The following is a 22473-nucleotide window of genomic DNA, read 5'->3' on the forward strand; positions in this document are numbered from 1 at the left end:
GCATGAAGATCAAGAAGGGCGACCTGGTCCAGGTCATCACCGGTAAGGACAAGGGCAAGCAGGGCAAGGTCATCGCGGCCATGCCCAGCGAGAACCGCGTCCTGGTCGAGGGTGTCAACCGGGTCAAGAAGCACACCAAGGCCGCGCAGAACCAGGCCGGTGGCATCGTCATCACCGAGGCCCCGGTCCACGTGAGCAACGTGCAGCTGGTCGTGGAGAAGGACGGCAAGAAGGTCGTCACCCGCGTCGGTTACCGCTTCGACGACGAAGGCAACAAGATCCGCGTTGCCAAGCGCACGGGTGAGGACATCTGATGGCTACCACTCCGCGTCTGAAGACGAAGTACCGCGAGGAGATCGCGGGCAAGCTGCGTGAGGAGTTCTCCTACGAGAACGTCATGCAGATCCCCGGCCTCGTCAAGATCGTCGTGAACATGGGTGTCGGCGACGCCGCCCGTGACTCGAAGCTGATCGACGGTGCCATCCGCGACCTGACGACGATCACCGGTCAGAAGCCGGCCGTCACGAAGGCCCGCAAGTCCATCGCGCAGTTCAAGCTGCGTGAGGGTCAGCCGATCGGCTGCCACGTCACCCTCCGCGGTGACCGCATGTGGGAGTTCCTGGACCGTACGCTGTCGCTCGCGCTGCCGCGTATCCGTGACTTCCGCGGTCTGTCGCCGAAGCAGTTCGACGGCCGTGGCAACTACACCTTCGGTCTCACGGAGCAGGTCATGTTCCACGAGATCGACCAGGACAAGATCGACCGTACCCGGGGTATGGACATCACCGTGGTCACCACGGCGACCAACGACGACGAGGGCCGTGCCCTCCTTCGTCACCTCGGCTTCCCCTTCAAGGAGGCGTAAGCGAGATGGCGAAGAAGGCTCTCATCGCGAAGGCTGCCCGTAAGCCCAAGTTCGGTGTGCGTGCGTACACCCGCTGCCAGCGCTGCGGTCGCCCCCACTCCGTGTACCGCAAGTTCGGCCTCTGCCGCGTGTGCCTCCGTGAGATGGCTCACCGTGGCGAGCTGCCGGGCGTGACCAAGAGCTCCTGGTAAACCCCCTCACCCTTTGGGTGTTGAGGTTTTCCAGACGCTCTCGGTAAGCATCAGGTCGGCGGACCGCCCTGCCCGCATGCCGTAGGCTTGTGGGGTTGGGCGTCCGCCGCCCTATCGACTTACTACGCCGTAGGTCCCCGCACCGCACCCGTCCCGCCACTGAGTGGGGAGAGGGATGGCGCATACAGGAAACCCCGGCGAGAGAGGCCGAAGGCCACTTCATGACCATGACTGACCCGATCGCAGACATGCTCACGCGTCTGCGTAACGCTAACTCGGCGTACCACGACACCGTCGTGATGCCGCACAGCAAGATCAAGTCGCACATCGCAGAGATCCTCAAGCAGGAGGGTTTCATCACCGGCTGGAAGGTCGAGGACGCCGAGGTCGGCAAGAACCTCGTCCTCGAGCTGAAGTTCGGGCCGAACCGTGAGCGCTCCATCGCGGGCATCAAGCGGATCTCGAAGCCCGGTCTGCGCGTGTACGCGAAGTCCACCAACCTGCCGAAGGTCCTCGGTGGCCTGGGCGTGGCGATCATCTCCACGTCGCACGGTCTCCTGACCGGCCAGCAGGCAGGCAAGAAGGGCGTAGGTGGGGAAGTCCTCGCCTACGTCTGGTAGTCGGGAACGGAGGAAAAGCAATGTCGCGAATCGGCAAGCTCCCCATCCAGGTTCCCGCCGGTGTGGACGTCACCATCGACGGCCAGACGGTCGCGGTGAAGGGCCCCAAGGGTTCCCTCTCGCACACCGTCAAGGCGCCGATCGAGATCGTCAAGGGTGAGGACGGCGTTCTGAACGTCACCCGCCCGAACGACGAGCGTCAGAACAAGGCCCTGCACGGCCTGTCCCGCACGCTGGTGGCGAACATGATCACCGGCGTGACCACGGGGTACGTCAAGGCTCTCGAGATCAGCGGTGTCGGTTACCGCGTCGCCGCGAAGGGCTCCGACCTGGAGTTCCAGCTTGGCTACAGCCACCCGATCCTGATCGAGGCGCCCGAGGGCATCTCGTTCAAGGTCGAGTCGCCCACCAAGTTCACGGTCGAGGGCATCGACAAGCAGAAGGTCGGCGAGGTCGCCGCCAACATCCGCAAGCTGCGGAAGCCCGACCCGTACAAGGCCAAGGGTGTCAAGTACGCCGGCGAAGTCATCCGCCGCAAGGTCGGAAAGGCTGGTAAGTAGCCATGGCATACGGTGTGAAGATCGCCAAGGGCGACGCGTACAAGCGCGCTGCCAAGGCTCGCCGCCACATCCGCATCCGCAAGAACGTCTCGGGTACGGCGGAGCGTCCGCGCCTCGTCGTGACGCGTTCCAACCGCAACATCGTTGCTCAGGTCATCGACGACCTCCAGGGTCACACCCTGGCGTCGGCGTCGACCCTGGACGCTTCGATCCGCGGTGGCGAAGGCGACAAGAGCGCCCAGGCCCAGGCTGTCGGCGCGCTCGTCGCCGAGCGTGCCAAGGCCGCGGGTGTCGAGACCGTCGTGTTCGACCGCGGTGGCAACCGATACGCCGGGCGCATTGCCGCTCTGGCTGACGCCGCCCGCGAAGCCGGGCTGAAGTTCTAAGCCCCGGTTCCGGGACTCACGGACGTAACAGAGAGAGGTAATCCAATGGCTGGACCCCAGCGCCGCGGAAGCGGTGCCGGTGGCGGCGAGCGGCGGGACCGGAAGGGTCGCGACGGTGGCGCTGCCGCCGAGAAGACCGCTTACGTTGAGCGCGTTGTCGCGATCAACCGTGTCGCCAAGGTTGTCAAGGGTGGTCGTCGCTTCAGCTTCACCGCGCTCGTCGTGGTGGGTGACGGTGACGGCACCGTAGGTGTCGGTTACGGCAAGGCCAAGGAAGTTCCCGCGGCCATCGCCAAGGGCGTCGAGGAAGCCAAGAAGAACTTCTTCAAGGTTCCCCGCATCCAGGGCACCATCCCGCACCCGATCCAGGGCGAGAAGGCGGCCGGCGTTGTCCTGCTGAAGCCTGCTTCCCCCGGTACCGGTGTTATCGCCGGTGGCCCGGTGCGCGCCGTTCTGGAGTGCGCCGGCGTTCACGACATCCTGTCGAAGTCGCTCGGCTCCGACAACGCGATCAACATCGTGCACGCGACCGTGGAGGCCCTGAAGGGTCTGCAGCGTCCCGAGGAGATCGCGGCTCGCCGTGGTCTGGCCCTCGAGGACGTCGCTCCCGCGGCTCTGCTCCGTGCGCGCGCTGGGGCGGGTGTCTGATGGCCCGCCTCAAGATCACGCAGACGAAGTCGTACATCGGCAGCAAGCAGAACCACCGCGACACGCTGCGTTCGCTCGGGCTCAAGCGCCTGAACGACGTCGTCGTCAAGGAGGACCGCCCCGAGTTCCGCGGAATGGTGCACACCGTCCGCCACCTCGTGACGGTTGAGGAGGTTGACTAATCATGGCTGAGAACAGCCCGCTGAAGGCCCACAACCTCCGTCCCGCCCCCGGCGCCAAGACCGCGAAGACCCGTGTCGGTCGTGGTGAGGCGTCGAAGGGTAAGACGGCCGGTCGTGGTACGAAGGGCCAGAAGGCCCGTTACCAGATCCCGCAGCGCTTCGAGGGTGGGCAGATGCCCCTCCACATGCGTCTGCCGAAGCTCAAGGGCTTCAAGAACCCGTTCCGCACCGAGTTCCAGGTCGTGAACCTGGACAAGCTCGGCGCTCTCTACCCCGAGGGTGGAGAAGTCACGGTGGCCGACCTGGTCGCCAAGGGCGCGGTTCGCAAGAACAGCCTCGTCAAGGTCCTGGGCCAGGGCGAGATCTCCGTGGCGCTGCAGGTTTCGGTTGACGCCGTCTCCGGCTCCGCCAAGGAGAAGATCGCCGCCGCAGGTGGCACCGTCACCGAGCTCGTCTAAGACGAAACTCAGTGACAAATAGCTAGAAACCCGACCGGGGATGCCTCACATAAGGGGCATCCCCGGTTGGTCGTTCCACGGGGGGCGCAGTCGCCGGTAAGGTGGCCTGCACCTTTGCTCGTACGTTATTCGTCGATCCCTCAGACCGTCACCTCTGACGCAGTAGCGCGGGGGTCGCAGGAGGCACCGTGCTCACCGCGTTCGCCCGGGCGTTCAAGACGCCCGACCTGCGCAAGAAGCTGCTCTTCACGCTCGGCATCATCGTGCTGTTCCGGCTCGGGTCCCATATCCCGGTACCCGGCGTGAGCTACAAGAACGTTCAGATCTGTGTGGACCAGATGGGGAGCAGCAACAGCCTCTTCGGTCTCGTCAACATGTTCAGCGGCGGTGCGCTGCTGCAGATCACGATCTTCGCGCTCGGCATCATGCCCTACATCACGGCGAGCATCATCCTGCAGCTGCTGACCGTGGTCATCCCGAAGCTGGAGACCCTCAAGAAAGAGGGCCAGTCCGGCACGGCGAAGATCACTCAGTACACGCGCTATTTGACGGTCGCGCTCGCGATCCTGCAGGGCACCGGCCTGGTCGCCACCGCGCGTACCGGCGCCCTGTTCGGTACCTGCCCCGTCGCTCGTGAGATCGTCCCGAACCAGTCCATCTTCACCACGGTCGTCATGGTGCTCACCATGACCGCCGGTACCTGTGTCGTCATGTGGCTCGGTGAGCTCATCACCGACCGCGGCATCGGCAACGGCATGTCGATCCTCATGTTCATCTCGATCGCCGCCGGCTTCATCGGCGCCCTGTGGGCCATCAAGGAGCAGGGCAAGATCGCTGATGGCTGGGTCGAGTTCGGCGTCGTCATGCTGGTCGGCCTCGCGATGGTGGGCCTGGTGGTCTTCGTCGAGCAGGCGCAGCGCCGGATCCCGGTCCAGTACGCGAAGCGCATGATCGGCCGCCGCGCCTACGGCGGTACCTCGACCTACATCCCGCTCAAGGTGAACCAGGCGGGCATCATCCCCGTCATCTTCGCCTCGTCGCTGCTCTACATCCCGGCGCTGGTCGTGCAGTTCAGCGGGTCCACCGCGGGCTGGGCCACCTGGATCCAGAAGCACTTCGTCAAGGGCGACCACCCGTACTACATCGCGGTGTACTTCCTCCTGATCGTGTTCTTCGCGTTCTTCTACGTGGCGATCTCGTTCAACCCCGAGGAAGTTGCAGACAACATGAAGAAGTATGGTGGGTTCATCCCGGGCATCCGCGCCGGCCGGCCTACCGCCGAGTACCTGAGCTACGTACTCAACCGGATCACCTGGCCGGGGTCGCTGTACCTGGGTCTCATCGCTCTTGTGCCGACGATGGCGTTGGCGGGCTTCGGAGCGAACCAGAACTTCCCGTTCGGCGGGACGAGCATCCTCATCATCGTGGGTGTCGGTCTGGAAACCGTGAAGCAGATCGAGAGCCAGCTCCAGCAGCGCAATTACGAAGGGTTCCTCCGCTGATGCGAATCGTCCTCGTCGGACCCCCCGGTGCGGGCAAGGGAACGCAGGCCGCGTTCCTTGCCAAGAACCTGTCGATCCCGCACATCTCCACGGGCGACCTCTTCCGCGCCAACATCAGCCAGGGCACTGAGCTGGGCCGCAAAGCCAAGGCGATCATGGAGGCGGGGCAGCTCGTCCCCGACGAGATCACCATCGCCATGGCCCAGGACCGCATGGAGCAGCCGGACGCCGCGCGCGGCTTCCTGCTCGACGGCTTCCCGCGCAACGTCTCGCAGGCCGAGGCCCTCGACGCCTACCTCAAGGCCGGGGACCTCAAGCTGGACGCCATCCTGGACCTGGAGGTCGAGGAGGACGAGGTCGTCAAGCGGATCGCCGGTCGTCGGGTCTGCCGCAACGACTCCTCGCACGTCTTCCACGTCACGTACGCGGCGCCGAAGACGGCGGGTGTCTGCGACGTCTGTGGCGGCGAGCTCTACCAGCGCGGTGACGACTCCGAGGAGACGGTCCGCAACCGGCTGGACGTGTACCACACGCAGACCGAGCCGATCATCGACTACTACAAGGCCCAGGGCCTGCTGGTGACGATCCCCGCCCTCGGCGAGGTGCACGAGATCACCAAGCGCGCGATGGACGCCCTGAAGAAGTAGTTCCCCCTGTTGTACGGGTACGGCCGCGGTGTCCCCAGGACGCCGCGGCCGTACTGTTGAGAAGCTTCGAACAACGCAGATCCGAAGGTGGAAGGCACTCCCCATGGTCCAGATCAAGACCCCCGAGCAGATCGCGAAGATGCGTGAGGCGGGGCTGGTCGTCGCGGCGATCCACGCGGCGACCCGTGAGGCGGCCGTGCCGGGCGCCACGACGCGGGATCTGGACATGGTGGCCCGCAAGGTCATCGACGACGCCGGGGCCAAGTCGAACTTCCTCGGCTACGGCGGCTTCCCCGCGACGATCTGCACCTCGGTGAACGAGGTCGTCGTCCACGGCATCCCGGACGACAAGACGGTCCTCAAGGACGGCGACATCATCTCCGTGGACGCCGGCGCGATCGTGGACGGCTGGCACGGTGACGCGGCCTTCACGGCCTTCGTGGGCACCGGTCACGCTCCGGAGCTGGTGGAGCTGTCTCGGGTGACCGAGGAGTCGATGTGGGCCGGTATCGCGGCCATGAAGCTCGGCAACCGGCTGGTGGACATCTCGAAGGCGATCGAGACGTACATCAGGCGCCAGCCGCGTCCGTCGACCGGTGAGCACAGCCTCGGCAAGTTCGGGATCATCGAGGACTACGGCGGCCACGGCATCGGCTCCGAGATGCACATGGACCCCCACCTGCTGAACTACGTCTCGCGCAAGCGGGGCAAGGGCATCAAGCTGGTCCCGGGCCTGTGCCTGGCGATCGAGCCGATGGTCTCCCTGGGCACCGCCCAGACGGAGGTCCTGGCGGACGACTGGACGGTCATCACCACGGACGGCACCTGGTCCTCCCACTGGGAGCACTCGGTCGCCCTCACGGAAGCCGGCCCCATCGTCCTGACCAGCCCGGACTGCGGCAAGGCGAAGCTGGCGGAATACGGCGTGACCACCGCGCCGGACCCGTTGGGGTAGCAGGGCCGGCGCGGCGGGTGACCGTCGCCGGACGGAGTCCGGTGCAGCCGCTCGAAGCATGTGAGGCGCCCTGGCGCCGAGCCCGCGAGAGCGGCGTGAAGGATTGGTTCTGCGGCAAGGCGAAGCTGGCGGAATACGGCGTGACCACCGCGCCGGACCCGTTGGGGTAGCAGGGCCGGCGCGGCGGGTGACCGTCGCCGGACGGAGTCCGGCGCAGCCGCTCGAAGCATGTGAGGCGCCCTGGCGCCGAGCCCGCGAGAGCGGCGTGAAGGATTGGTTCTGCGGCAAGGCGAAGCCGGCGGAATACGGCGTGACCACCGCGCCGGACCCGTTGGCGTAATGATCTAGACTCTGGGGCAAACTTTCCGGATTCGTCTTTCTGGGTGCCCTGACGTAGACTGACTCGTCGGCTCTCGTGCACTTCCATGCCTGCATGGAGCGCGAGGCCGATCAAGGTAGCCGATTCGAAAGGCGAAGCGTGGCCAAGAAGCAAGGTGCCATCGAAATCGAGGGCACCGTGATCGAGTCCCTCCCGAACGCGATGTTCAAGGTGGAACTCCAGAACGGTCACAAGGTCCTCGCGCACATCAGCGGCAAGATGCGCATGCACTACATCCGCATCCTCCCTGACGACCGGGTCGTGGTGGAGCTCTCTCCCTACGACCTGACGCGTGGCCGGATCGTCTACCGATACAAGTAGATCTTGCCCCCGCATCCCGCTCCCGCGGGGTGGTGGCACTGACCCGGAGAACCTCACCCACATGAAGGTCAAGCCGAGCGTCAAGAAGATCTGCGACAAGTGCAAGGTGATCCGCCGTCACGGCCGGGTCATGGTCATCTGCGACAACCTGCGCCACAAGCAGCGCCAGGGCTGACGCACGCCGACCGACCTGCCTTCCGCAGTTCTTCGCGCGACGTAAGAAAACGTACATACGCAGAACCCGCCCAGCCCTGAGAGGGGCCGGCGGTACCTCCGGCGGGGGCCGGGGACCCGGACGTACCACCACCCACTTCGGGTGGTCGGCGGTCGGGAGTGGTTCTGCGGAAGACCCCCGAACACACAGGAGCCATTTGTGGCACGCGTTTCCGGTGTTGACATCCCGCGCGAAAAGCGTGTGGAGATCGCACTCACCTACGTCTTCGGTATCGGGCGCACCCGGTCCAAGGAGATCCTCGCCTCCACCGGCGTGAACCCGAACACCCGCGTTCGTGACCTGGCCGAAGAGGACCTCGTCAAGATCCGCGAGTACGTGGACGCCAACCTCCGTACCGAGGGTGACCTCCGCCGCGAGATCCAGGGCGACATTCGCCGCAAGATCGAGATCCAGTGCTACCAGGGCATCCGCCACCGTCGTGGCCTGCCGGTGCACGGTCAGCGCACCAGCACGAACGCGCGTACCCGCAAGGGCCCGCGTCGCGCGATCGCCGGTAAGAAGAAGCCGGGCAAGAAGTAGTCCTGTTCAGCGGTCTTGCGCTGTAGGACCGACCACCTCCCGTAGGAGATTTAGATGCCCCCCAAGGGTCGTCAGGGCGCTGCCAAGAAGGTGCGCCGCAAGGAAAAGAAGAACGTCGCTCACGGGCACGCCCACATCAAGAGCACGTTCAACAACACCATCGTCTCGATCACGGACCCCTCGGGCAACGTGATCTCCTGGGCCTCCGCCGGCCACGTCGGCTTCAAGGGCTCGCGCAAGTCCACCCCCTTCGCCGCGCAGATGGCCGCCGAGTCGGCCGCCCGCCGCGCGCAGGAGCACGGCATGCGCAAGGTTGACGTCTTCGTCAAGGGTCCGGGCTCCGGCCGCGAGACCGCGATCCGCTCCCTCCAGGCCACTGGCCTCGAGGTCGGCTCGATCCAGGACGTCACCCCCACCCCGCACAACGGCTGCCGCCCGCCGAAGCGCCGCCGCGTCTGACGCAGCGGACGCACCTGTGCGTTCTTGAGTGTCCGGGCGGTACGAACCCTTCGGGGGACGTACCGCCCGTACCCTTGTGCTGTACCTGGCTTTACCCGTCGGGCGTCAAATAGTGGGCGTCCACGAATGAAGGAACACAGACATGCTTATCGCTCAGCGTCCTTCGCTGACCGAAGAGGTCGTCGACGAGTACCGCTCGCGGTTCGTGATCGAGCCGCTGGAGCCGGGCTTCGGCTACACCCTCGGCAACTCCCTGCGCCGTACGCTCCTGTCCTCGATCCCGGGTGCCGCTGTCACCAGCATCCGCGTGGACGGCGTCCTGCACGAGTTCACCACCGTGCCGGGTGTCAAGGAAGACGTCACCGACATCATCCTCAACATCAAGCAGCTGGTCGTCTCCTCGGAGCACGACGAGCCGGTCGTGATGTACCTGCGCAAGCAGGGTCCCGGCCTGGTCACCGCTGCCGACATCGCGCCCCCGGCCGGTGTCGAGGTGCACAACCCGGACCTCGTCCTCGCCACGCTCAACGGCAAGGGCAAGCTGGAGATGGAGCTGACCGTCGAGCGCGGTCGCGGCTACGTCTCCGCCGTCCAGAACAAGCAGCTGGGCCAGGAGATCGGCCGTATCCCCGTCGACTCCATCTACAGCCCGGTCCTCAAGGTCACCTACAAGGTCGAGGCGACCCGAGTCGAGCAGCGCACCGACTTCGACAAGCTGATCGTCGACGTCGAGACCAAGCAGGCCATGCGCCCGCGTGACGCCATGGCGTCCGCCGGCAAGACCCTGGTCGAGCTGTTCGGTCTGGCGCGCGAGCTCAACATCGACGCCGAGGGCATCGACATGGGCCCGTCCCCCACGGACGCCGCCCTGGCCGCCGACCTGGCGCTGCCGATCGAGGAGCTGGAGCTCACCGTTCGGTCGTACAACTGCCTCAAGCGCGAGGGCATCCACTCCGTGGGTGAGCTCGTCGCCCGCTCCGAGGCCGACCTGCTCGACATCCGCAACTTCGGTGCGAAGTCGATCGACGAGGTCAAGGCGAAGCTCGCCGGCATGGGTCTGGCCCTCAAGGACAGCCCGCCCGGGTTCGACCCGACCGCCGCCGCCGACGCCTTCGGCGCCGACGACGACGCGGACGCCGGTTTCGTGGAGACCGAGCAGTACTAGGCAACACCGTTTTGATCTTTCCCGCGGCATCCGCCTCGGGGGAACTGACACCGGTACCTGACACGGCCGGTGCAGATGAGAAGGAGTAACACCATGCCGCGTCCCGCCAAGGGTGCCCGTCTGGGCGGCAGCGCCGCGCACGAGAAGCACCTCCTCGCGAACCTCGCGAAGGCGCTCTTCGAGCACGGCCGCATCACCACCACCGAGGCCAAGGCCCGTCGCCTGCGTCCCTACGCCGAGCGTCTGGTCACCAAGGCCAAGAAGGGCGACATCCACAACCGTCGCCTGGTGCTGCAGACGATCACGGACAAGAGCATCGTGCACACGCTGTTCACCGAGATCGCCCCGCGCTACGAGAACCGCCCCGGTGGTTACACGCGCATCACCAAGATCGGCAACCGTCGTGGCGACAACGCCCCGATGGCCGTGATCGAGCTGGTCGAGGCCCTTACGGTCGCCCAGCAGGCCACCGGTGAGGCCGAGGCCGCCACCAAGCGCGCCGTGAAGGAGGCCGAGGCCAAGGCCGAGGCTCCCGCCGAGACCGAGGCGCCCGCCGCCGAGGAGACCAAGGAGGCCTGATCCTTCGGGATCGAGCTTGCTTGATCGGCTCTGAACGGGCCCGCCCCTTCCGGGGGCGGGCCCGTTCTGCGTTTCCGTACGTGTGAGAGAGGATCGGTCACGTGAGTGACGAGGTGGAGCCCGGTTACGTCCGGGTACGGCTGGACCTGAGCTACGACGGCAAGGACTTCTCCGGCTGGGCGAAGCAGCGCACGCTGCGGACCGTGCAGGGCGAGCTGGAGAGCGCTCTGCAGACCGTGATGCGGCTGAAGGAGCCGGTCGACCTGACCGTGGCCGGCCGTACCGACGCCGGGGTGCACGCGCGGGGGCAGGTCGCGCAGTTCGACATCGCCGAGGACGTGTGGGCCGAGCACCACGACAAGCTGCTGCGCCGCCTCGCGGGCCGGCTGCCGCACGACGTACGGGTGTGGAAGGTCGCGGAGGCCCCCGAGGGCTTCAACGCGCGGTTCTCGGCCATCTGGCGCCGCTACGCCTACCGCGTCGGCGACCACCAGGGCGGCGTCGACCCGCTCCGTCGCGGCCACGTGCTGTGGCACCAGTGGCCCCTGGACGTGGACGCCATGAACCGGGCCGCCGCCGCGCTGCTCGGCGAGCACGACTTCGCCGCGTACTGCAGGAAGCGCGAGGGCGCCACGACGATCCGCACGCTCCAGGAGCTCAGCTGGGAGCGCGGGGACGACGGGATCATCACCGCGACCGTGCGCGCCGACGCCTTCTGCCACAACATGGTCCGCTCCCTGGTCGGCGCCCTGCTGCACGTGGGCGACGGGCACCGGCCCGTCGAGTGGCCGGGGCAGGTGCTGGCCGCGGCCGTACGGGACTCCTCGGTGCACGTGGTGAAGCCGCACGGGCTCACCCTGGAGGAGGTCGGCTACCCGGCGGACGAGCTGCTGGCGGCCCGGAGCGAGCAGGCGCGGAACATGCGCACCCTGCCGGGGGCCGGCTGCTGCTGACGGCGGGCTGGTGCCGACCGCCGACCCGGTTGGGTGGATCGGGGCGCGACCGGGAGAATGCGCGGCATGGGACATCTCGAAGCCAGTCATCTGGAGTACTACCTTCCCGACGGGCGGGTGCTGCTCCCGGACGTCTCCTTCCGCGTGGGGGAGGGGTCGGTGGTCGCCCTGGTCGGGGCGAACGGTGCCGGCAAGACCACCCTGCTCAAGCTGATCTCCGGCGAGCTCCAGCCGCACGGCGGCGGCGTCGTGATCAGCGGCGGCCTCGGCGTGATGTCGCAGTTCGTGGGCTCGGTGCGGGACGAGACGACCGTACGGGACCTGCTGGTCTCGGTCGCCCAGCCGCGGATCCGGGAGGCCGCCAAGGCCGTCGACCGCGCCGAGGAGCTGATCCTCACCGTCGATGACGAGGCCGCGCAGATGGCGTACGCGCAGGCGCTCAGCGACTGGGCCGACGTACAGGGCTACGAGGCGGAGACCCTGTGGGACGTCTGCACGACGGCCGCGCTGGACATCCCGTACGACAGGGCGCAGTACCGCGAGGTGCGGACCCTGTCGGGCGGTGAGCAGAAGCGGCTGGTCCTGGAGGCGCTGCTGCGCGGGCCGGACGAGGTGCTGCTGCTCGACGAGCCGGACAACTACCTGGACGTGCCGGGCAAGCGGTGGCTGGAGGAGCAGCTGAAGGCCACCCGCAAGACGGTGTTGTTCGTCTCCCACGACCGGGAGCTGTTGACGCAGGCCGCTGAGAAGATCATCAGCCTGGAGGCGAGCCCGACGGGCTCCGACGTGTGGGTGCACGGCGCGGGCTTCGGCACGTACCACGAGGCCCGTAAGGAGCGCTTCGCGCGCTTCGAGGAGCTCAAGCGGCGCTGGGACGAGGAGCACGCCCGCCTGAAGGCGTTGGTGCTGCGTCTGCGCAACCAGGCGGCGAGCAGCCCCGACATGGCGTCGCGCTACCGGGCGATGCAGACGCGCTTCCAGAAGTTCGAGGAGGCCGGCCCGCCGCCGGAGCCGCCGCGCGAGCAGGACATCAGGATGCGGCTGAAGGGCGGCCGGACGGGTGTGCGGGCGCTGACCGTGGAGAACCTGGAACTCACGGGGCTGATGAAGCCGTTCTCCCTGGAGGTGTTCTACGGGGAGCGCGTCGCCGTCCTGGGCTCCAACGGCTCGGGCAAGTCGCACTTCCTGCGGCTGCTGGCCGGTGAGGACGTCGCGCACACGGGTGCGTGGAAGCTGGGCGCGCGGGTGCTTCCCGGCCATTTCGCTCAGACCCACGCCCATCCGGAGCTGTTCGGTCGCACGCTCGTCGACATCCTGTGGACGGAGGCGGCGAAGCCCCTCGGCCAGGCGATGGGCGCCCTGCGCCGCTACGAGCTGGAGCGGCAGGGCGACCAGCCGTTCGAGAGGCTGTCGGGCGGCCAGCAGGCACGTTTCCAGATCCTGCTGCTGGAGCTGGCGGGAACCACCGCGTTGCTGCTGGACGAGCCGACGGACAACCTCGACCTGGAGTCGGCGGAGGCCCTGCAGGACGGGCTGGAGTCGTACGACGGGACTGTGTTGTGCGTCACGCACGACCGCTGGTTCGCGCGCACATTTGACCGTTACCTGGTCTTCGGTTCGGACGGTGTTGTGCGGGAGACTCAGGAGCCCGTCTGGGACGAGCGGCGTGTCGAGCGCCGCCGCTGAGGTCTGGGAGTGCTGAGGGAGGGGTTGTGGGGCTGCGGCCTAGCGTCTGGGTCATGAAGTGGGACCATCCGTCCACGTCCGATCGGGTGACCGCGTGGCTGCTGCGGCCGGCGCCCCGGTCGTGGCGGGTGGTCTCCCTGCTGATCCTGCTGGTCATCTCCGTCTCGACGAGCCTCAGGGAGAACTGGGGCTCCGACAACGCCTTCGTGGTGAAGGCCGCCGAGGCGCTGCTGGCCGGGATCTCCCCGTACGAGGACAAGCGCTTCCTGTATCTGCCGAGCGCGGTGCTCATGGCGGTGCCGGAGGCGCTGGTGCCGCAGTCGGTGCTGCGCTGGCTGCTGCCGGTGGGGATGACGGGGCTGCTGGGGCTGGGGTGGTGGGCCGCGCTGCGGTTGTTCTCCGTACCCGTGCGCTCGCGCTTCGCGGTCGGCGGCTTCGGGCTGCTCGCGCTCGCCTACAAGCCGTACGTGAACCTGGTGCTGATCGGGAACTGGACGGCGATCTCGGCGGCGGCCCTGCCGGTGGCGCTGCTGCTCGCGCACCGGCGGTCCTGGGGGGCCGCGGGGCTGGTGGTGGGCCTTGCGATCGCCTGCAAGCCGATGCTGGTGCCGATCGGGCTGCTCTTCGTCCTGGCCCGGCAGTGGCGGGGGCTGGCGGTGGCGGTGCTGGTGCCCGTCGGGATGTCGCTGGCGGGGGCGCTGCTGATGCCGAGCCCGACGCTGTTCTTCACCAAGACGCTGCCCTTCCTCTTCCAGGGGCAGGACGCCTACGCCCTGCCCTGGGACGCCTCGCCGATCGCGGTGCTGCCCCGGTTGGGGATCCCGGAGCCGGTCGCGGTGGTGCTGGCGGGCGCGGGGGCGCTGGCCGGGCTGTGGGCGGCGTGGACGCGGTGGCGGCGGGTGGACACGGGGCCGGGCGGTGACGCGGGGGAGCTTCGGCTCGCGGAGACGGCCTGCATGGTGATGCTCGCCGCTTTCCTGGTGTCGCGGCCGTCCTTCGACCACTACCTGCTGGTGGTGCTCCCGCTGCTGTTGGCCTCGGGGGCGCGGGAGGGTTCGATGCCGCGTACGCCCTGGTTCTGGGCGGCCCTGGTGCCGCAGATGGCCTTGATTCCGTGGCCCTCGGAGCTGGCCCACAAGCGGCGCGCCTTCAGGGACTGCGCCACTCTGTGCGGGCTCGCGCTTCTCCTGGCGCGTCGTGCGCTCGGCTCCGGTCGGGTTATCCTGAAGCCCGTAACAACTGCGGGGTCCCCACCCAGGACCGAACCGGAGTGCGCCGCGACGCCTGCTGAATCGGCATCGCGGACCGCGTTTTGACCCGTACGGGTCTGCTTGGGTATCCTGCTGGTTTGTTATGCGTATTGGCTTTCTCATTCTCACGTGAAAGGGCCTTACGCCGGTCCACCGGACCGATGACCAGCGGTTCACACGGGTTGCGTCCCCGATGTGAACGAGGGCTGTCGTGATCGTCCGTGGTGACCCTGTCAGGACCCTTCCCGAGGGGCTAGCGCCCTCTGGGATGACCCACCACTGAAGAAGCGAAGGCATACGCGTGCGTACGTTCAGCCCCAAGCCCGGCGACATCTCGCGCCAGTGGCTCGTCATTGACGCCCAGGACGTCGTCCTCGGCCGTCTGGCGACCCAGGCCGCTGCCCTCCTCAAGGGCAAGCACAAGCCGACTTACGCCCCCCACATGGACATGGGTGACTTCGTCGTCATCATCAACGCCGACAAGGTGCACCTGTCCGGCAACAAGGCGTCCCAGAAGATGGCGTACCGCCACTCCGGCTACCCGGGCGGTCTCCGTTCGGTGCGTTACGACGACCTCCTGGCGAACAACCCGGAGAAGGCCGTCGAGAAGGCCGTCAAGGGCATGCTCCCCAAGAACACCCTGGGCCGTCAGATGCTCTCGAAGCTGAAGGTCTACTCGGGCGACCAGCACCCGCACGCTGCCCAGCAGCCGGTGCCGTTCGAGATCACCCAGGTCGCGCAGTAGTTCCGGCCACCCCCTAAGACGTAGAAAATTCTGAGGAGCATCGTGGCCGAGACCACCGCCGAGACCCCCGTCGAAGAGTTCGAGGGCGTCGAGGAGTACACCACCGAGTCCGAGGTCGTCGTCGAGGGCGACTACACCTCCGAGTCTCTCGCCGGCCGTTTCGGCGACCCCCAGCCGGCTGCCGGCCTGGGCCGTCGCAAGAACGCCATCGCCCGCGTCCGGATCGTTCCGGGCACCGGCAAGTGGAAGATCAACGGTCGCACCCTTGAGGACTACTTCCCCAACAAGGTGCACCAGCAGGAAGTCAACGAGCCCTTCAAGCTCCTGGAGCTTGACGGCCGCTACGACGTCATCGCCCGCATCGCGGGTGGCGGCGTCTCCGGTCAGGCCGGTGCCCTGCGCCTCGGCGTCGCCCGTGCGCTGAACGAGGCTGACGTCGACAACAACCGCCCGGCGCTGAAGAAGGCCGGCTTCCTTTCCCGCGACGACCGTGCGGTCGAGCGCAAGAAGGCCGGTCTCAAGAAGGCCCGTAAGGCTCCGCAGTACAGCAAGCGTTAATCTGCGCCTGCTGTTCTGCAACGAAACCGCCCCGGCAGCACTCTCTGTGCTGTCGGGGCGGTTCGTTTACCGCCACAAGCGGCAAATACCTGTCACAAGCGGTCACAAAGCGAAGCGCGAGCTCGGGAGGACAACAGTGGGACGACTCTTCGGGACGGACGGTGTACGAGGCGTCGCCAACGCGGATCTGACGGCTGAGCTCGCGCTCGGCCTCTCCGTCGCGGCGGCGCACGTACTGGCCGAGGCGGGCACCTTCGCCGGCCACCGGGCCACGGCCGTGGTGGGGCGTGACCCCCGGGCTTCGGGCGAGTTCCTGGAGGCCGCGGTCGTCGCGGGCCTCGCCAGCGCCGGCGTGGACGTCCTGCGCGTCGGTGTGCTGCCCACCCCGGCGGTGGCGTATCTCACGGGTGCGCTGGGCGCCGACCTCGGCGTGATGCTCTCCGCCAGCCACAACGCCATGCCCGACAACGGCATCAAGTTCTTCGCGCGCGGTGGCCACAAGCTCGCCGACGAGCTGGAGGACCGCATCGAGTCCGTCTACGAGGAGCACCGTACGGGCGCTCCCTGGGACCGCCCCACCGGCTCCGGCGTCGGCCGCGTCTCCGACTACGACGAGGGCTTCGACAAGTACGTCGCGCACCTCATCGCCGTCCTCCCGAACCGTCTCGACGGCCTCAAGGTCGTCCTGGACGAGGCCCACGGCGCGGCCGCGTACGTCTCCCCGGAGGCCTTCACCCGGGCCGGCGCGGAGATCGTCACGATCGGTGCCGAGCCCGACGGCCTGAACATCAACGACGGCTGCGGCTCCACCCACCTGGACCTGCTCAAGCAGGCCGTCGTCGAGCACGGCGCCGACTTCGGCATCGCACACGACGGCGACGCCGACCGCTGCCTGGCCGTGGACCACACCGGCGCCGAGGTCGACGGCGACCAGATCCTCGCCGTGCTGGCGCTGGCCATGCGCGAGGCGGGCCAGCTGCGCGAGAACACCGTGGTCGGCACCGTCATGTCGAACCTGGGCTTCAAGCTGGCCATGGAGGGCGAGGGCATCCAGGTCGTGCAGACCGGTGTCGGCGACCGCTACGTGCTGGAGTCGATGAAGGAGAACGGCTACGCGCTCGGCGGCGAGCAGTCCGGCCACGTGATCATCCTCGACCACGCGACGACCGGCGACGGCACGCTGACCGGCCTGATGCTGGCCGCGCGCGTCGCGGCCACCGGGCGTTCGCTGGCCGAGCTGGCCGCCGTCATGGAGCGGCTGCCGCAGATCCTGATCAACGTCCCGGACGTGGACAAGTCCCGGGTCGCGACCTCGGGCGAGCTGGCCGCCGCCGTGGCCGACGCCGAGCGGGAGCTGGGCGCGACCGGTCGGGTGTTGCTGCGTCCGTCCGGTACGGAGCCGCTCGTTCGGGTGATGGTGGAGGCCGCCGACATCGAGCAGGCCCGCGCCGTCGCCGGCCGGCTGGCGGACGTGGTGAAGTCCGCGCTGGGCTAGAGCGTCCGGAACGCCGGACGTCTAGAACGGCCGTGGCGCACCCGGCGGGCGGAACATCCGACCGTGCTGGGTGCGCCACAGCAGTTTCCAGGCGAGGAGGGTGAGCGAGCCGGACAGGATGATGCCGCACAGGTTCAGCAGCAGCTGGATCGCGGAGCCCCACATCTGGCCGAACTGTCCGTAGCTCAGCGCCACGGCCGCGTTCGCGGCGGCCGGGACCGTGGTCACCGAGATCGCCACGCCCACCAGCGCCCCCGACTTCGCCGAGGTCAGCGACAGCATGCCGGCCACACCGGCGAGCAGCGCCACGACGAACGAGAACGGGTCGGGCTGCCAGATGAAGCTGGTGTTCGGGCGCGGATTGTCGAGCATCCCGGCGTGGAACAGCCCGAGCGCGTCCATGACCAGGCTGAACAGGGTCGTCCCGACGATCGCCGCCGCGAAGCCGACCAGGAGCGCGACCGCCGAACGGGCGGCGAGCTTCGGCACCCGCTGGACCAGACCCGTACAGATGCCGGCCAGCGGACCGAACTCGGGGCCGACCGCCATCGCGCCGACGATCAGGATCGCGTTGTCCAGGACCACGCCGCAGGCCGCGATCATCGTGGCGACGATCAGGAACACGCTGTAGGTGATGGTCAGCGTCGACTCCTCGTGGGTCGACTCGGCGAGCTGTTCCCAGATCACCGCGTCGGCGGCCTCGCCCGGCGCCTCCCGCTCGGCGGCGTCGGCCCGCCGGGAGATCGACAGGTCGATGTTCTCCACGGCGATCGAGCCGGACTCTTCGAGGCTGAGCGTGCGCATCTCCTGGAGCAGCTCGTCGGCCGCCTCGCGCGCGACGTCGCACAGGACCACGTCCCCCGCCGGGTCGCGGGCGGCGCCCGTCAACACGACCAGGTGGGTGGTACCGACCGTCCCCTCGATCAGCCCCACGACCCGCTCCGTCAGGTGGGCCGGGGTGATCATCCGCAGATGCAGCATGGCCGCACCCTAGCGGGCGTATCAGAGCTTGCGCAGGCTCAGCTTCTGCACCTTGTGGTCGGGTCCCTTGCGTACGACGAGCGTGGCGCGGCCGCGCGTGGGGGCCACGTTCTCCAGCAGGTTGGGCTTGTTGATGGTCCGCCACATCGTCTGCGCGTACTCCAGCGCCTCCTCCTCGGAGACCTGCGTGTACTTGCGGAAGTAGGAGAACGGGTTCTGGAACGCGGTCTCGCGCAGCTTGCGGAAGCGGTTGAGGTACCAGCGCTCGATGTCCTCGGGCCGGGCGTCCACGTACACGCTGAAGTCGAAGTAGTCGGCGAGCCCGACCCGCGTACGGCCGTCCTTGCCGGGCAGGGCGGGCTGCAGGACGTTGAGGCCCTCGACGATCAGGATGTCCGGGCGGCGCACGACGAGCCGCTCGCCGGGGACGATGTCGTAGATCAGGTGCGAGTAGACGGGGGCGGTGACCTCGTCCTTGCCCGCCTTGATGTCCGCGACGAAACGGGTCAGCGCGCGCCGGTCGTAGGACTCGGGGAAGCCCTTGCGGGAGGTCAGGCCCCGGCGGCGGAGCTCGTCCATGGGGTAGAGGAAGCCGTCCGTGGTGACCAGCTCGACGCGCGGGTGCTCGGGCCAGCGGGCCAGGAGGGCCTGGAGCAGACGGGCCACGGTGGACTTGCCGACGGCGACCGAGCCGGCGACGCCTATCACGAAGGGGGTGCCCGGCTGCGCGCCGTGGCCGTTGGCGGCGTCGCCGAGGAAGGTGTTCACGGTGCCGCGCAGGGTGCTGGTGGCGCCGACGTAGAGGTTGAGGAGGCGCGAGAGAGGCAGGTAGACGTCGCGCACCTCGTCGAGGTCGATCACGTCACCGAGGCCGCGCAGCCGCTCGACCTCGTCCGCCGTCAGCGGCAGGGGCGTGCGCTCGCGCAGGGCGCTCCACTCCGCCCGGGTGAGGTCGACGTAGGGGGAGGCGTCGGAGACCCGGCGGGGGCCGGTGCGCTCCGTCGCGCGGTCCGGCGTGCAACGCGTAGGCGATGTGATCACACCGCCATTGTCGGGGTTCGGGGGCGCTCGTGGGTGGTGGGGTCGGTCACGTGGGGGTGGCCCTGGGGTGGAGCTGGGGTGGTGTTCCGGGGTTTCCCGGGTTGCACGCGAGCCGGTCTCGATCCGAGGGCTGGGGGGTCTCGTGCGGATCACGATTGGGCGCGGGCCCCGAAAATATCGATCACCTGGCCGGGCAAGGTCGTACATTGAGCGTCACCGCCGCGCTGATCTGCGCTTTTTTGGCGTTCTTGAGCCTGTCTTTCGTGTTTCTGGGGGAGTTCTTCCGTGCGTACCGCTGTAGTCCGTCGTACCGTCCTGGCCGCGTCCACCGTGTCCCTGAGCCTGCTCGTCACCGCGTGCGGCTCCGGAGAGTCGAAGCCCGACGCGAAGACGGACGCCAAGGCCTCGGCCTCCGCCTCGGCGAGCGCCGCCCCGGCGGCCAAGGGCAAGTCGGCCGCGGAGCTGACCCCGCTGCTGGTCACCCAGGCCGACCTGCCGGAGTTCAAGGTCGAGGAGGACAAGGCCGCGAAGACCGCGCAGGCGCAGAAGGCCGAGGCGGACAAGGCGGCCTGCAAGCCGCTCGTCCAGGTCCAGACCTTCGTTCCGCTCGGCGCGCCGGTGGGCACCGCGGTCATCGCCGCCACCGAGAAGCCGAAGGCGCCCGCCGAGGGCGCGAGCACGGAGGAGAAGCTCGAAGCGATCACGGGCGCCCTCTCGGTCACCCGTACGTCGGTCCAGCTCGCCTCCTACGACGGCAAGGGCGCCGAGGAGGCCCTCGCCGCGGTGAAGGCCGCGACGACCGCGTGCGCCGGCGGCTACTCCGTCACCGCGGGCGGCGACGTCACCAAGATCGAGAAGGTCGGTCCCTCGGCGTCGGTCACCGGCGGCGACGAGGCCCTCGCCTACAACACGACGATCGACCTGAAGGACGGCGACAAGAACGTGTGGGAGTTCGTGATCGTGCGCAAGGGCAACACGCTCGCCACCTTCGCCTCCATGAACGCGACGGGCAGCGCCAAGCAGCAGCCGGCGATCGTCGGGGCGCAGGTCAAGAAGCTCGGCTGACCTGGCGTCACCGACAGGCGCGGGACTGTTCGCCAGGATGGTTCGAACGGTCCGTCAACCCCGCTCCGGCGTATTCGCCGGGGCGGGGTTTTCCTGTTGTCCGGGTGCCGGACGGGTGCCCTGACGCGGCGTACGCTGCGGCCTATGTGCGGAATTGTGGGTTACGTAGGGGCGCAGTCTGCGCTCGATGTGGTCATCGCCGGACTGAAGCGGCTGGAGTACCGCGGCTACGACTCGGCGGGCATCGCCGTGCTCGCCGACGGGGAACTCGCCAACGTCAAGAAGGCCGGGAAGCTGGTCAACCTGGAGAAGGAGTTGGTCAGCAGGCCGCTGCCGAGCGGTACCACGGGCCTGGGGCACACCCGGTGGGCGACCCACGGCGGTCCCACCGACGTCAACGCCCATCCCCACCTGGACAACTCCGGTCGGGTGGCCGTCGTGCACAACGGCATCATCGAGAACTTCGCCGCGCTGCGCGCCGAACTGGCCGAGCGGGGGCACCGGCTGGAGTCCGAGACGGACACGGAGGTCGTGGCGCACCTGCTGGCGGAGCGGTTCGCGGCGGGCGTCGGTGGTGGGGCCGGCGGTGCCGGCGGGCTGGCGGAGGCGATGCGGCAGGTGTGCCGGCGGCTGGAGGGCGCGTTCACGCTGGTCGCGGTGCACGCCGACGAGCCGGACGTGGTGGTCGGCGCCCGCCGGAACTCCCCCCTCGTGGTGGGCGTTGGAGAAGGCGAGAACTTCCTCGCCTCGGACGTGGCCGCGTTCATCGCCCACACCCGGTCCGCGATCGAGTTGGGGCAGGACCAGGTCGTGGAACTGCGCCGCGAGGGGGTCACGGTGACCGACTTCGACGGTGCGCCCGCGACGGTGCGGGCGTACCACGTGGACTGGGACGCCTCGGCGGCAGAGAAGGGCGGCTATGACTACTTCATGCTCAAGGAGATCGCGGAGCAGCCGAAGGCTGTCGCCGACACCCTCCTGGGCAGGATCGACGCGAGCGGCCTGCTGACCCTGGACGAGGTGCGCATTCCCGCCACGGTGCTGCGCGAGGTCGACAAGGTCGTGATCGTGGCGTGCGGTACGGCGTACCACGCGGGCATGATCGCGAAGCTGGCCATCGAGCACTGGACCCGCATCCCGTGCGAGACGGAGCTGGCCAGCGAGTTCCGCTACCGCGACCCGATCCTGGACCGGCGGACGCTGGTGATCGCGATCTCGCAGTCCGGCGAGACCATGGACACCCTCATGGCGCTGCGGCACGCGCGCGAGCAGGGCGCCAAGGTGCTGGCCGTCTGCAATACGAACGGCTCGACCATCCCGCGCGAATCGGACGCCGTGCTGTACACGCACGCCGGTCCGGAGGTCGCCGTCGCCTCGACGAAGGCGTTCCTGACGCAGCTGGTGGCCTGCTACCTGGTCGCGCTGTACCTGGGGCAGGTACGGGGCACCAAGTGGGGCGACGAGATCCGGGCCGTCATCCGCGAGCTGTCCGACATCGCCGCGGCCGTGGACACCGTCCTGGAGACGATGGAACCCGTACGGGCCCTGGCGCGCTCCCTCGCCGACAAGGACACCGTGCTGTTCCTGGGCCGGCACGTGGGCTACCCGGTGGCGCTGGAGGGCGCGCTCAAGCTCAAGGAGCTGGCGTACATGCACGCCGAGGGCTTCGCGGCGGGCGAGTTGAAGCACGGGCCGATCGCGCTGATCGAGAAGGACCTGCCGGTGGTCGTGGTGGTCCCCTCACCGCGCGGGCGCTCCGTGCTGCACGACAAGATCGTGTCGAACATCCAGGAGATCCGGGCGCGCGGGGCGCGGACCATCGTCATCGCGGAGGAGGGCGACGAGGCGGTCGTCCCGTACGCCGACCACCTGATCCGCATCCCGGCGACGCCGACGCTGCTCCAGCCGATGGTGGCGGCGGTGCCGTTGCAGGTGTTCGCGTGTGAACTGGCCACCGCGCGGGGCAACGAGGTGGACCAGCCGCGTAACCTCGCCAAGTCCGTCACGGTGGAGTAGGCAGTAGGGGTT

General features: G+C 68.2%; 28 protein-coding genes. 26 read left to right on the plus strand and 2 right to left on the minus strand.

Features of this window, described 5'->3' with window-relative positions:
* The first annotated feature begins 2 nt into the window (after window positions 1-2).
* The 24 genes from rplX (at window position 3) to glmM (ending at window position 17358) form a co-directional block, all read left to right on the plus strand.
* Window positions 3-314, plus strand: a complete 312-nt coding sequence (gene rplX, locus M4D82_RS20090; RefSeq protein WP_249767358.1) for a 50S ribosomal protein L24 — start codon at window positions 3-5, stop codon at window positions 312-314.
* Window positions 314-865 carry a 50S ribosomal protein L5 gene (rplE, locus tag M4D82_RS20095; RefSeq protein ID WP_249767359.1) on the plus strand — a complete coding sequence of 184 codons (552 nt, stop codon included), beginning with the start codon at window positions 314-316 and terminating at the stop codon, window positions 863-865. Before rplX ends, rplE begins: the two co-directional genes overlap by 1 nt.
* A 5-nt stretch (window positions 866-870) precedes the next feature.
* Entirely contained in the window at window positions 871-1056 is a 186-nt protein-coding gene (locus M4D82_RS20100; protein ID WP_003956452.1) for a type Z 30S ribosomal protein S14, read from the plus strand.
* Between the two features lie 221 nt (window positions 1057-1277).
* Complete coding sequence (gene rpsH / locus M4D82_RS20105) at window positions 1278-1676, plus strand: 30S ribosomal protein S8 (protein ID WP_007265911.1); 399 nt, start codon at window positions 1278-1280, stop codon at window positions 1674-1676.
* Window positions 1677-1696: 20 nt separating this feature from the next.
* The gene (gene rplF, locus M4D82_RS20110; protein ID WP_243629932.1) at window positions 1697-2236 is read left to right on the plus strand and encodes a 50S ribosomal protein L6; all 540 of its coding nucleotides are present in this window, start codon (window positions 1697-1699) and stop codon (window positions 2234-2236) included.
* A 2-nt stretch (window positions 2237-2238) separates the two neighbouring features.
* The gene (rplR, locus tag M4D82_RS20115; RefSeq protein WP_030026334.1) at window positions 2239-2622 is read left to right on the plus strand and encodes a 50S ribosomal protein L18; all 384 of its coding nucleotides are present in this window, start codon (window positions 2239-2241) and stop codon (window positions 2620-2622) included.
* A gap of 45 nt (window positions 2623-2667) precedes the next feature.
* Window positions 2668-3270, plus strand: coding sequence for a 30S ribosomal protein S5 (rpsE, locus tag M4D82_RS20120; RefSeq protein ID WP_249767360.1), 603 nt, complete (start codon window positions 2668-2670; stop codon window positions 3268-3270).
* Complete coding sequence (gene rpmD, locus M4D82_RS20125; protein ID WP_005313525.1) at window positions 3270-3452, plus strand: 50S ribosomal protein L30; 183 nt, start codon at window positions 3270-3272, stop codon at window positions 3450-3452. Before rpsE ends, rpmD begins: the two co-directional genes overlap by 1 nt.
* Before the next feature lie 2 nt (window positions 3453-3454).
* Window positions 3455-3910 (plus strand): 50S ribosomal protein L15, encoded by a 456-nt coding sequence (gene rplO / locus M4D82_RS20130; protein ID WP_053682613.1) that lies wholly within the window; start codon window positions 3455-3457, stop codon window positions 3908-3910.
* 188 nt (window positions 3911-4098) lie between these two features.
* Window positions 4099-5412 carry a preprotein translocase subunit SecY gene (gene secY / locus M4D82_RS20135; RefSeq protein WP_249767361.1) on the plus strand — a complete coding sequence of 438 codons (1314 nt, stop codon included), beginning with the start codon at window positions 4099-4101 and terminating at the stop codon, window positions 5410-5412.
* Window positions 5412-6059, plus strand: a complete 648-nt coding sequence (locus M4D82_RS20140) for an adenylate kinase (RefSeq protein WP_249767362.1) — start codon at window positions 5412-5414, stop codon at window positions 6057-6059. Before secY ends, M4D82_RS20140 begins: the two co-directional genes overlap by 1 nt.
* A 103-nt stretch (window positions 6060-6162) precedes the next feature.
* Complete coding sequence (map, locus tag M4D82_RS20145; protein WP_249767363.1) at window positions 6163-7014, plus strand: type I methionyl aminopeptidase; 852 nt, start codon at window positions 6163-6165, stop codon at window positions 7012-7014.
* A gap of 478 nt (window positions 7015-7492) precedes the next feature.
* Window positions 7493-7714, plus strand: a complete 222-nt coding sequence (gene infA, locus M4D82_RS20150) for a translation initiation factor IF-1 (protein ID WP_003956442.1) — start codon at window positions 7493-7495, stop codon at window positions 7712-7714.
* Between the two features lie 61 nt (window positions 7715-7775).
* Window positions 7776-7889 carry a 50S ribosomal protein L36 gene (gene rpmJ, locus M4D82_RS20155; RefSeq protein WP_003956441.1) on the plus strand — a complete coding sequence of 38 codons (114 nt, stop codon included), beginning with the start codon at window positions 7776-7778 and terminating at the stop codon, window positions 7887-7889.
* A gap of 198 nt (window positions 7890-8087) precedes the next feature.
* Window positions 8088-8468 carry a 30S ribosomal protein S13 gene (gene rpsM, locus M4D82_RS20160; protein ID WP_007265919.1) on the plus strand — a complete coding sequence of 127 codons (381 nt, stop codon included), beginning with the start codon at window positions 8088-8090 and terminating at the stop codon, window positions 8466-8468.
* Between the two features lie 54 nt (window positions 8469-8522).
* The gene (rpsK, locus tag M4D82_RS20165; RefSeq protein ID WP_003956432.1) at window positions 8523-8927 is read left to right on the plus strand and encodes a 30S ribosomal protein S11; all 405 of its coding nucleotides are present in this window, start codon (window positions 8523-8525) and stop codon (window positions 8925-8927) included.
* 142 nt (window positions 8928-9069) lie between these two features.
* Window positions 9070-10092 (plus strand): DNA-directed RNA polymerase subunit alpha, encoded by a 1023-nt coding sequence (locus M4D82_RS20170; RefSeq protein WP_007265920.1) that lies wholly within the window; start codon window positions 9070-9072, stop codon window positions 10090-10092.
* Window positions 10093-10185: 93 nt separating this feature from the next.
* Window positions 10186-10671 carry a 50S ribosomal protein L17 gene (gene rplQ / locus M4D82_RS20175; protein WP_249767364.1) on the plus strand — a complete coding sequence of 162 codons (486 nt, stop codon included), beginning with the start codon at window positions 10186-10188 and terminating at the stop codon, window positions 10669-10671.
* Between the two features lie 101 nt (window positions 10672-10772).
* Window positions 10773-11624 carry a tRNA pseudouridine(38-40) synthase TruA gene (truA, locus tag M4D82_RS20180; protein ID WP_249767365.1) on the plus strand — a complete coding sequence of 284 codons (852 nt, stop codon included), beginning with the start codon at window positions 10773-10775 and terminating at the stop codon, window positions 11622-11624.
* Between the two features lie 66 nt (window positions 11625-11690).
* Window positions 11691-13310, plus strand: coding sequence for an ABC-F family ATP-binding cassette domain-containing protein (locus M4D82_RS20185; protein WP_502988962.1), 1620 nt, complete (start codon window positions 11691-11693; stop codon window positions 13308-13310).
* A gap of 53 nt (window positions 13311-13363) precedes the next feature.
* Window positions 13364-14626: a glycosyltransferase family 87 protein gene (locus M4D82_RS20190; RefSeq protein WP_249767367.1), complete on the plus strand. Its 1263-nt coding sequence runs from the start codon at window positions 13364-13366 to the stop codon at window positions 14624-14626.
* 235 nt (window positions 14627-14861) lie between these two features.
* Complete coding sequence (gene rplM / locus M4D82_RS20195) at window positions 14862-15305, plus strand: 50S ribosomal protein L13 (RefSeq protein WP_030008481.1); 444 nt, start codon at window positions 14862-14864, stop codon at window positions 15303-15305.
* A 42-nt stretch (window positions 15306-15347) separates the two neighbouring features.
* Complete coding sequence (rpsI, locus tag M4D82_RS20200; protein ID WP_030230680.1) at window positions 15348-15863, plus strand: 30S ribosomal protein S9; 516 nt, start codon at window positions 15348-15350, stop codon at window positions 15861-15863.
* Between the two features lie 136 nt (window positions 15864-15999).
* Complete coding sequence (gene glmM, locus M4D82_RS20205) at window positions 16000-17358, plus strand: phosphoglucosamine mutase (RefSeq protein ID WP_249767368.1); 1359 nt, start codon at window positions 16000-16002, stop codon at window positions 17356-17358.
* A 21-nt stretch (window positions 17359-17379) separates the two neighbouring features.
* On the opposite strand, the gene M4D82_RS20210 is transcribed toward glmM, so the two are convergent.
* Together M4D82_RS20210 and coaA are read right to left on the minus strand one after the other, a co-directional pair.
* Window positions 17380-18339, minus strand: a complete 960-nt coding sequence (locus tag M4D82_RS20210; protein ID WP_249767369.1) for a TIGR00341 family protein — start codon at window positions 18337-18339, stop codon at window positions 17380-17382.
* Between the two features lie 21 nt (window positions 18340-18360).
* A complete protein-coding gene (gene coaA, locus M4D82_RS20215; protein WP_249767370.1) occupies window positions 18361-19380 on the minus strand; it encodes a type I pantothenate kinase in 1020 nt (339 codons plus the stop codon).
* Window positions 19381-19665: 285 nt separating this feature from the next.
* Between coaA and M4D82_RS20220 the strand changes: the two genes are divergently transcribed.
* Both M4D82_RS20220 and glmS read left to right on the plus strand, forming a co-directional pair.
* Window positions 19666-20445 carry a hypothetical protein gene (locus tag M4D82_RS20220; RefSeq protein ID WP_249767371.1) on the plus strand — a complete coding sequence of 260 codons (780 nt, stop codon included), beginning with the start codon at window positions 19666-19668 and terminating at the stop codon, window positions 20443-20445.
* Between the two features lie 144 nt (window positions 20446-20589).
* A complete protein-coding gene (gene glmS, locus M4D82_RS20225) occupies window positions 20590-22461 on the plus strand; it encodes a glutamine--fructose-6-phosphate transaminase (isomerizing) (protein ID WP_249767372.1) in 1872 nt (623 codons plus the stop codon).
* The last annotated feature ends 12 nt before the right edge of the window (window positions 22462-22473 follow it).

The organism is Streptomyces sp. RerS4 (genome assembly GCF_023515955.1).
Lineage (GTDB): Bacteria > Actinomycetota > Actinomycetes > Streptomycetales > Streptomycetaceae > Streptomyces.

Excerpts from the sequence above, each read along its gene's own strand:
- rplX (WP_249767358.1), top strand. The coding sequence starts at position 3 with ATGAAGATCAAGAAGGGCGACCTGGTCCAGGTCATCACCGGTAAGGAC.
- rplE (WP_249767359.1), top strand. The coding sequence starts at position 314 with ATGGCTACCACTCCGCGTCTGAAGACGAAGTACCGCGAGGAGATCGCG.
- M4D82_RS20100 (WP_003956452.1), top strand. The coding sequence starts at position 871 with ATGGCGAAGAAGGCTCTCATCGCGAAGGCTGCCCGTAAGCCCAAGTTC.
- rpsH (WP_007265911.1), top strand. The coding sequence starts at position 1,278 with ATGACCATGACTGACCCGATCGCAGACATGCTCACGCGTCTGCGTAAC.
- rplF (WP_243629932.1), top strand. The coding sequence starts at position 1,697 with ATGTCGCGAATCGGCAAGCTCCCCATCCAGGTTCCCGCCGGTGTGGAC.
- rplR (WP_030026334.1), top strand. The coding sequence starts at position 2,239 with ATGGCATACGGTGTGAAGATCGCCAAGGGCGACGCGTACAAGCGCGCT.
- rpsE (WP_249767360.1), top strand. The coding sequence starts at position 2,668 with ATGGCTGGACCCCAGCGCCGCGGAAGCGGTGCCGGTGGCGGCGAGCGG.
- rpmD (WP_005313525.1), top strand. The coding sequence starts at position 3,270 with ATGGCCCGCCTCAAGATCACGCAGACGAAGTCGTACATCGGCAGCAAG.
- rplO (WP_053682613.1), top strand. The coding sequence starts at position 3,455 with ATGGCTGAGAACAGCCCGCTGAAGGCCCACAACCTCCGTCCCGCCCCC.
- M4D82_RS20140 (WP_249767362.1), top strand. The coding sequence starts at position 5,412 with ATGCGAATCGTCCTCGTCGGACCCCCCGGTGCGGGCAAGGGAACGCAG.
- map (WP_249767363.1), top strand. The coding sequence starts at position 6,163 with ATGGTCCAGATCAAGACCCCCGAGCAGATCGCGAAGATGCGTGAGGCG.
- rpmJ (WP_003956441.1), top strand. The coding sequence starts at position 7,776 with ATGAAGGTCAAGCCGAGCGTCAAGAAGATCTGCGACAAGTGCAAGGTG.
- rpsK (WP_003956432.1), top strand. The coding sequence starts at position 8,523 with ATGCCCCCCAAGGGTCGTCAGGGCGCTGCCAAGAAGGTGCGCCGCAAG.
- M4D82_RS20170 (WP_007265920.1), top strand. The coding sequence starts at position 9,070 with ATGCTTATCGCTCAGCGTCCTTCGCTGACCGAAGAGGTCGTCGACGAG.
- rplQ (WP_249767364.1), top strand. The coding sequence starts at position 10,186 with ATGCCGCGTCCCGCCAAGGGTGCCCGTCTGGGCGGCAGCGCCGCGCAC.
- M4D82_RS20185 (WP_502988962.1), top strand. The coding sequence starts at position 11,691 with ATGGGACATCTCGAAGCCAGTCATCTGGAGTACTACCTTCCCGACGGG.
- M4D82_RS20190 (WP_249767367.1), top strand. The coding sequence starts at position 13,364 with ATGAAGTGGGACCATCCGTCCACGTCCGATCGGGTGACCGCGTGGCTG.
- M4D82_RS20210 (WP_249767369.1), bottom strand. The coding sequence starts at position 18,339 with ATGCTGCATCTGCGGATGATCACCCCGGCCCACCTGACGGAGCGGGTC.
- glmS (WP_249767372.1), top strand. The coding sequence starts at position 20,590 with ATGTGCGGAATTGTGGGTTACGTAGGGGCGCAGTCTGCGCTCGATGTG.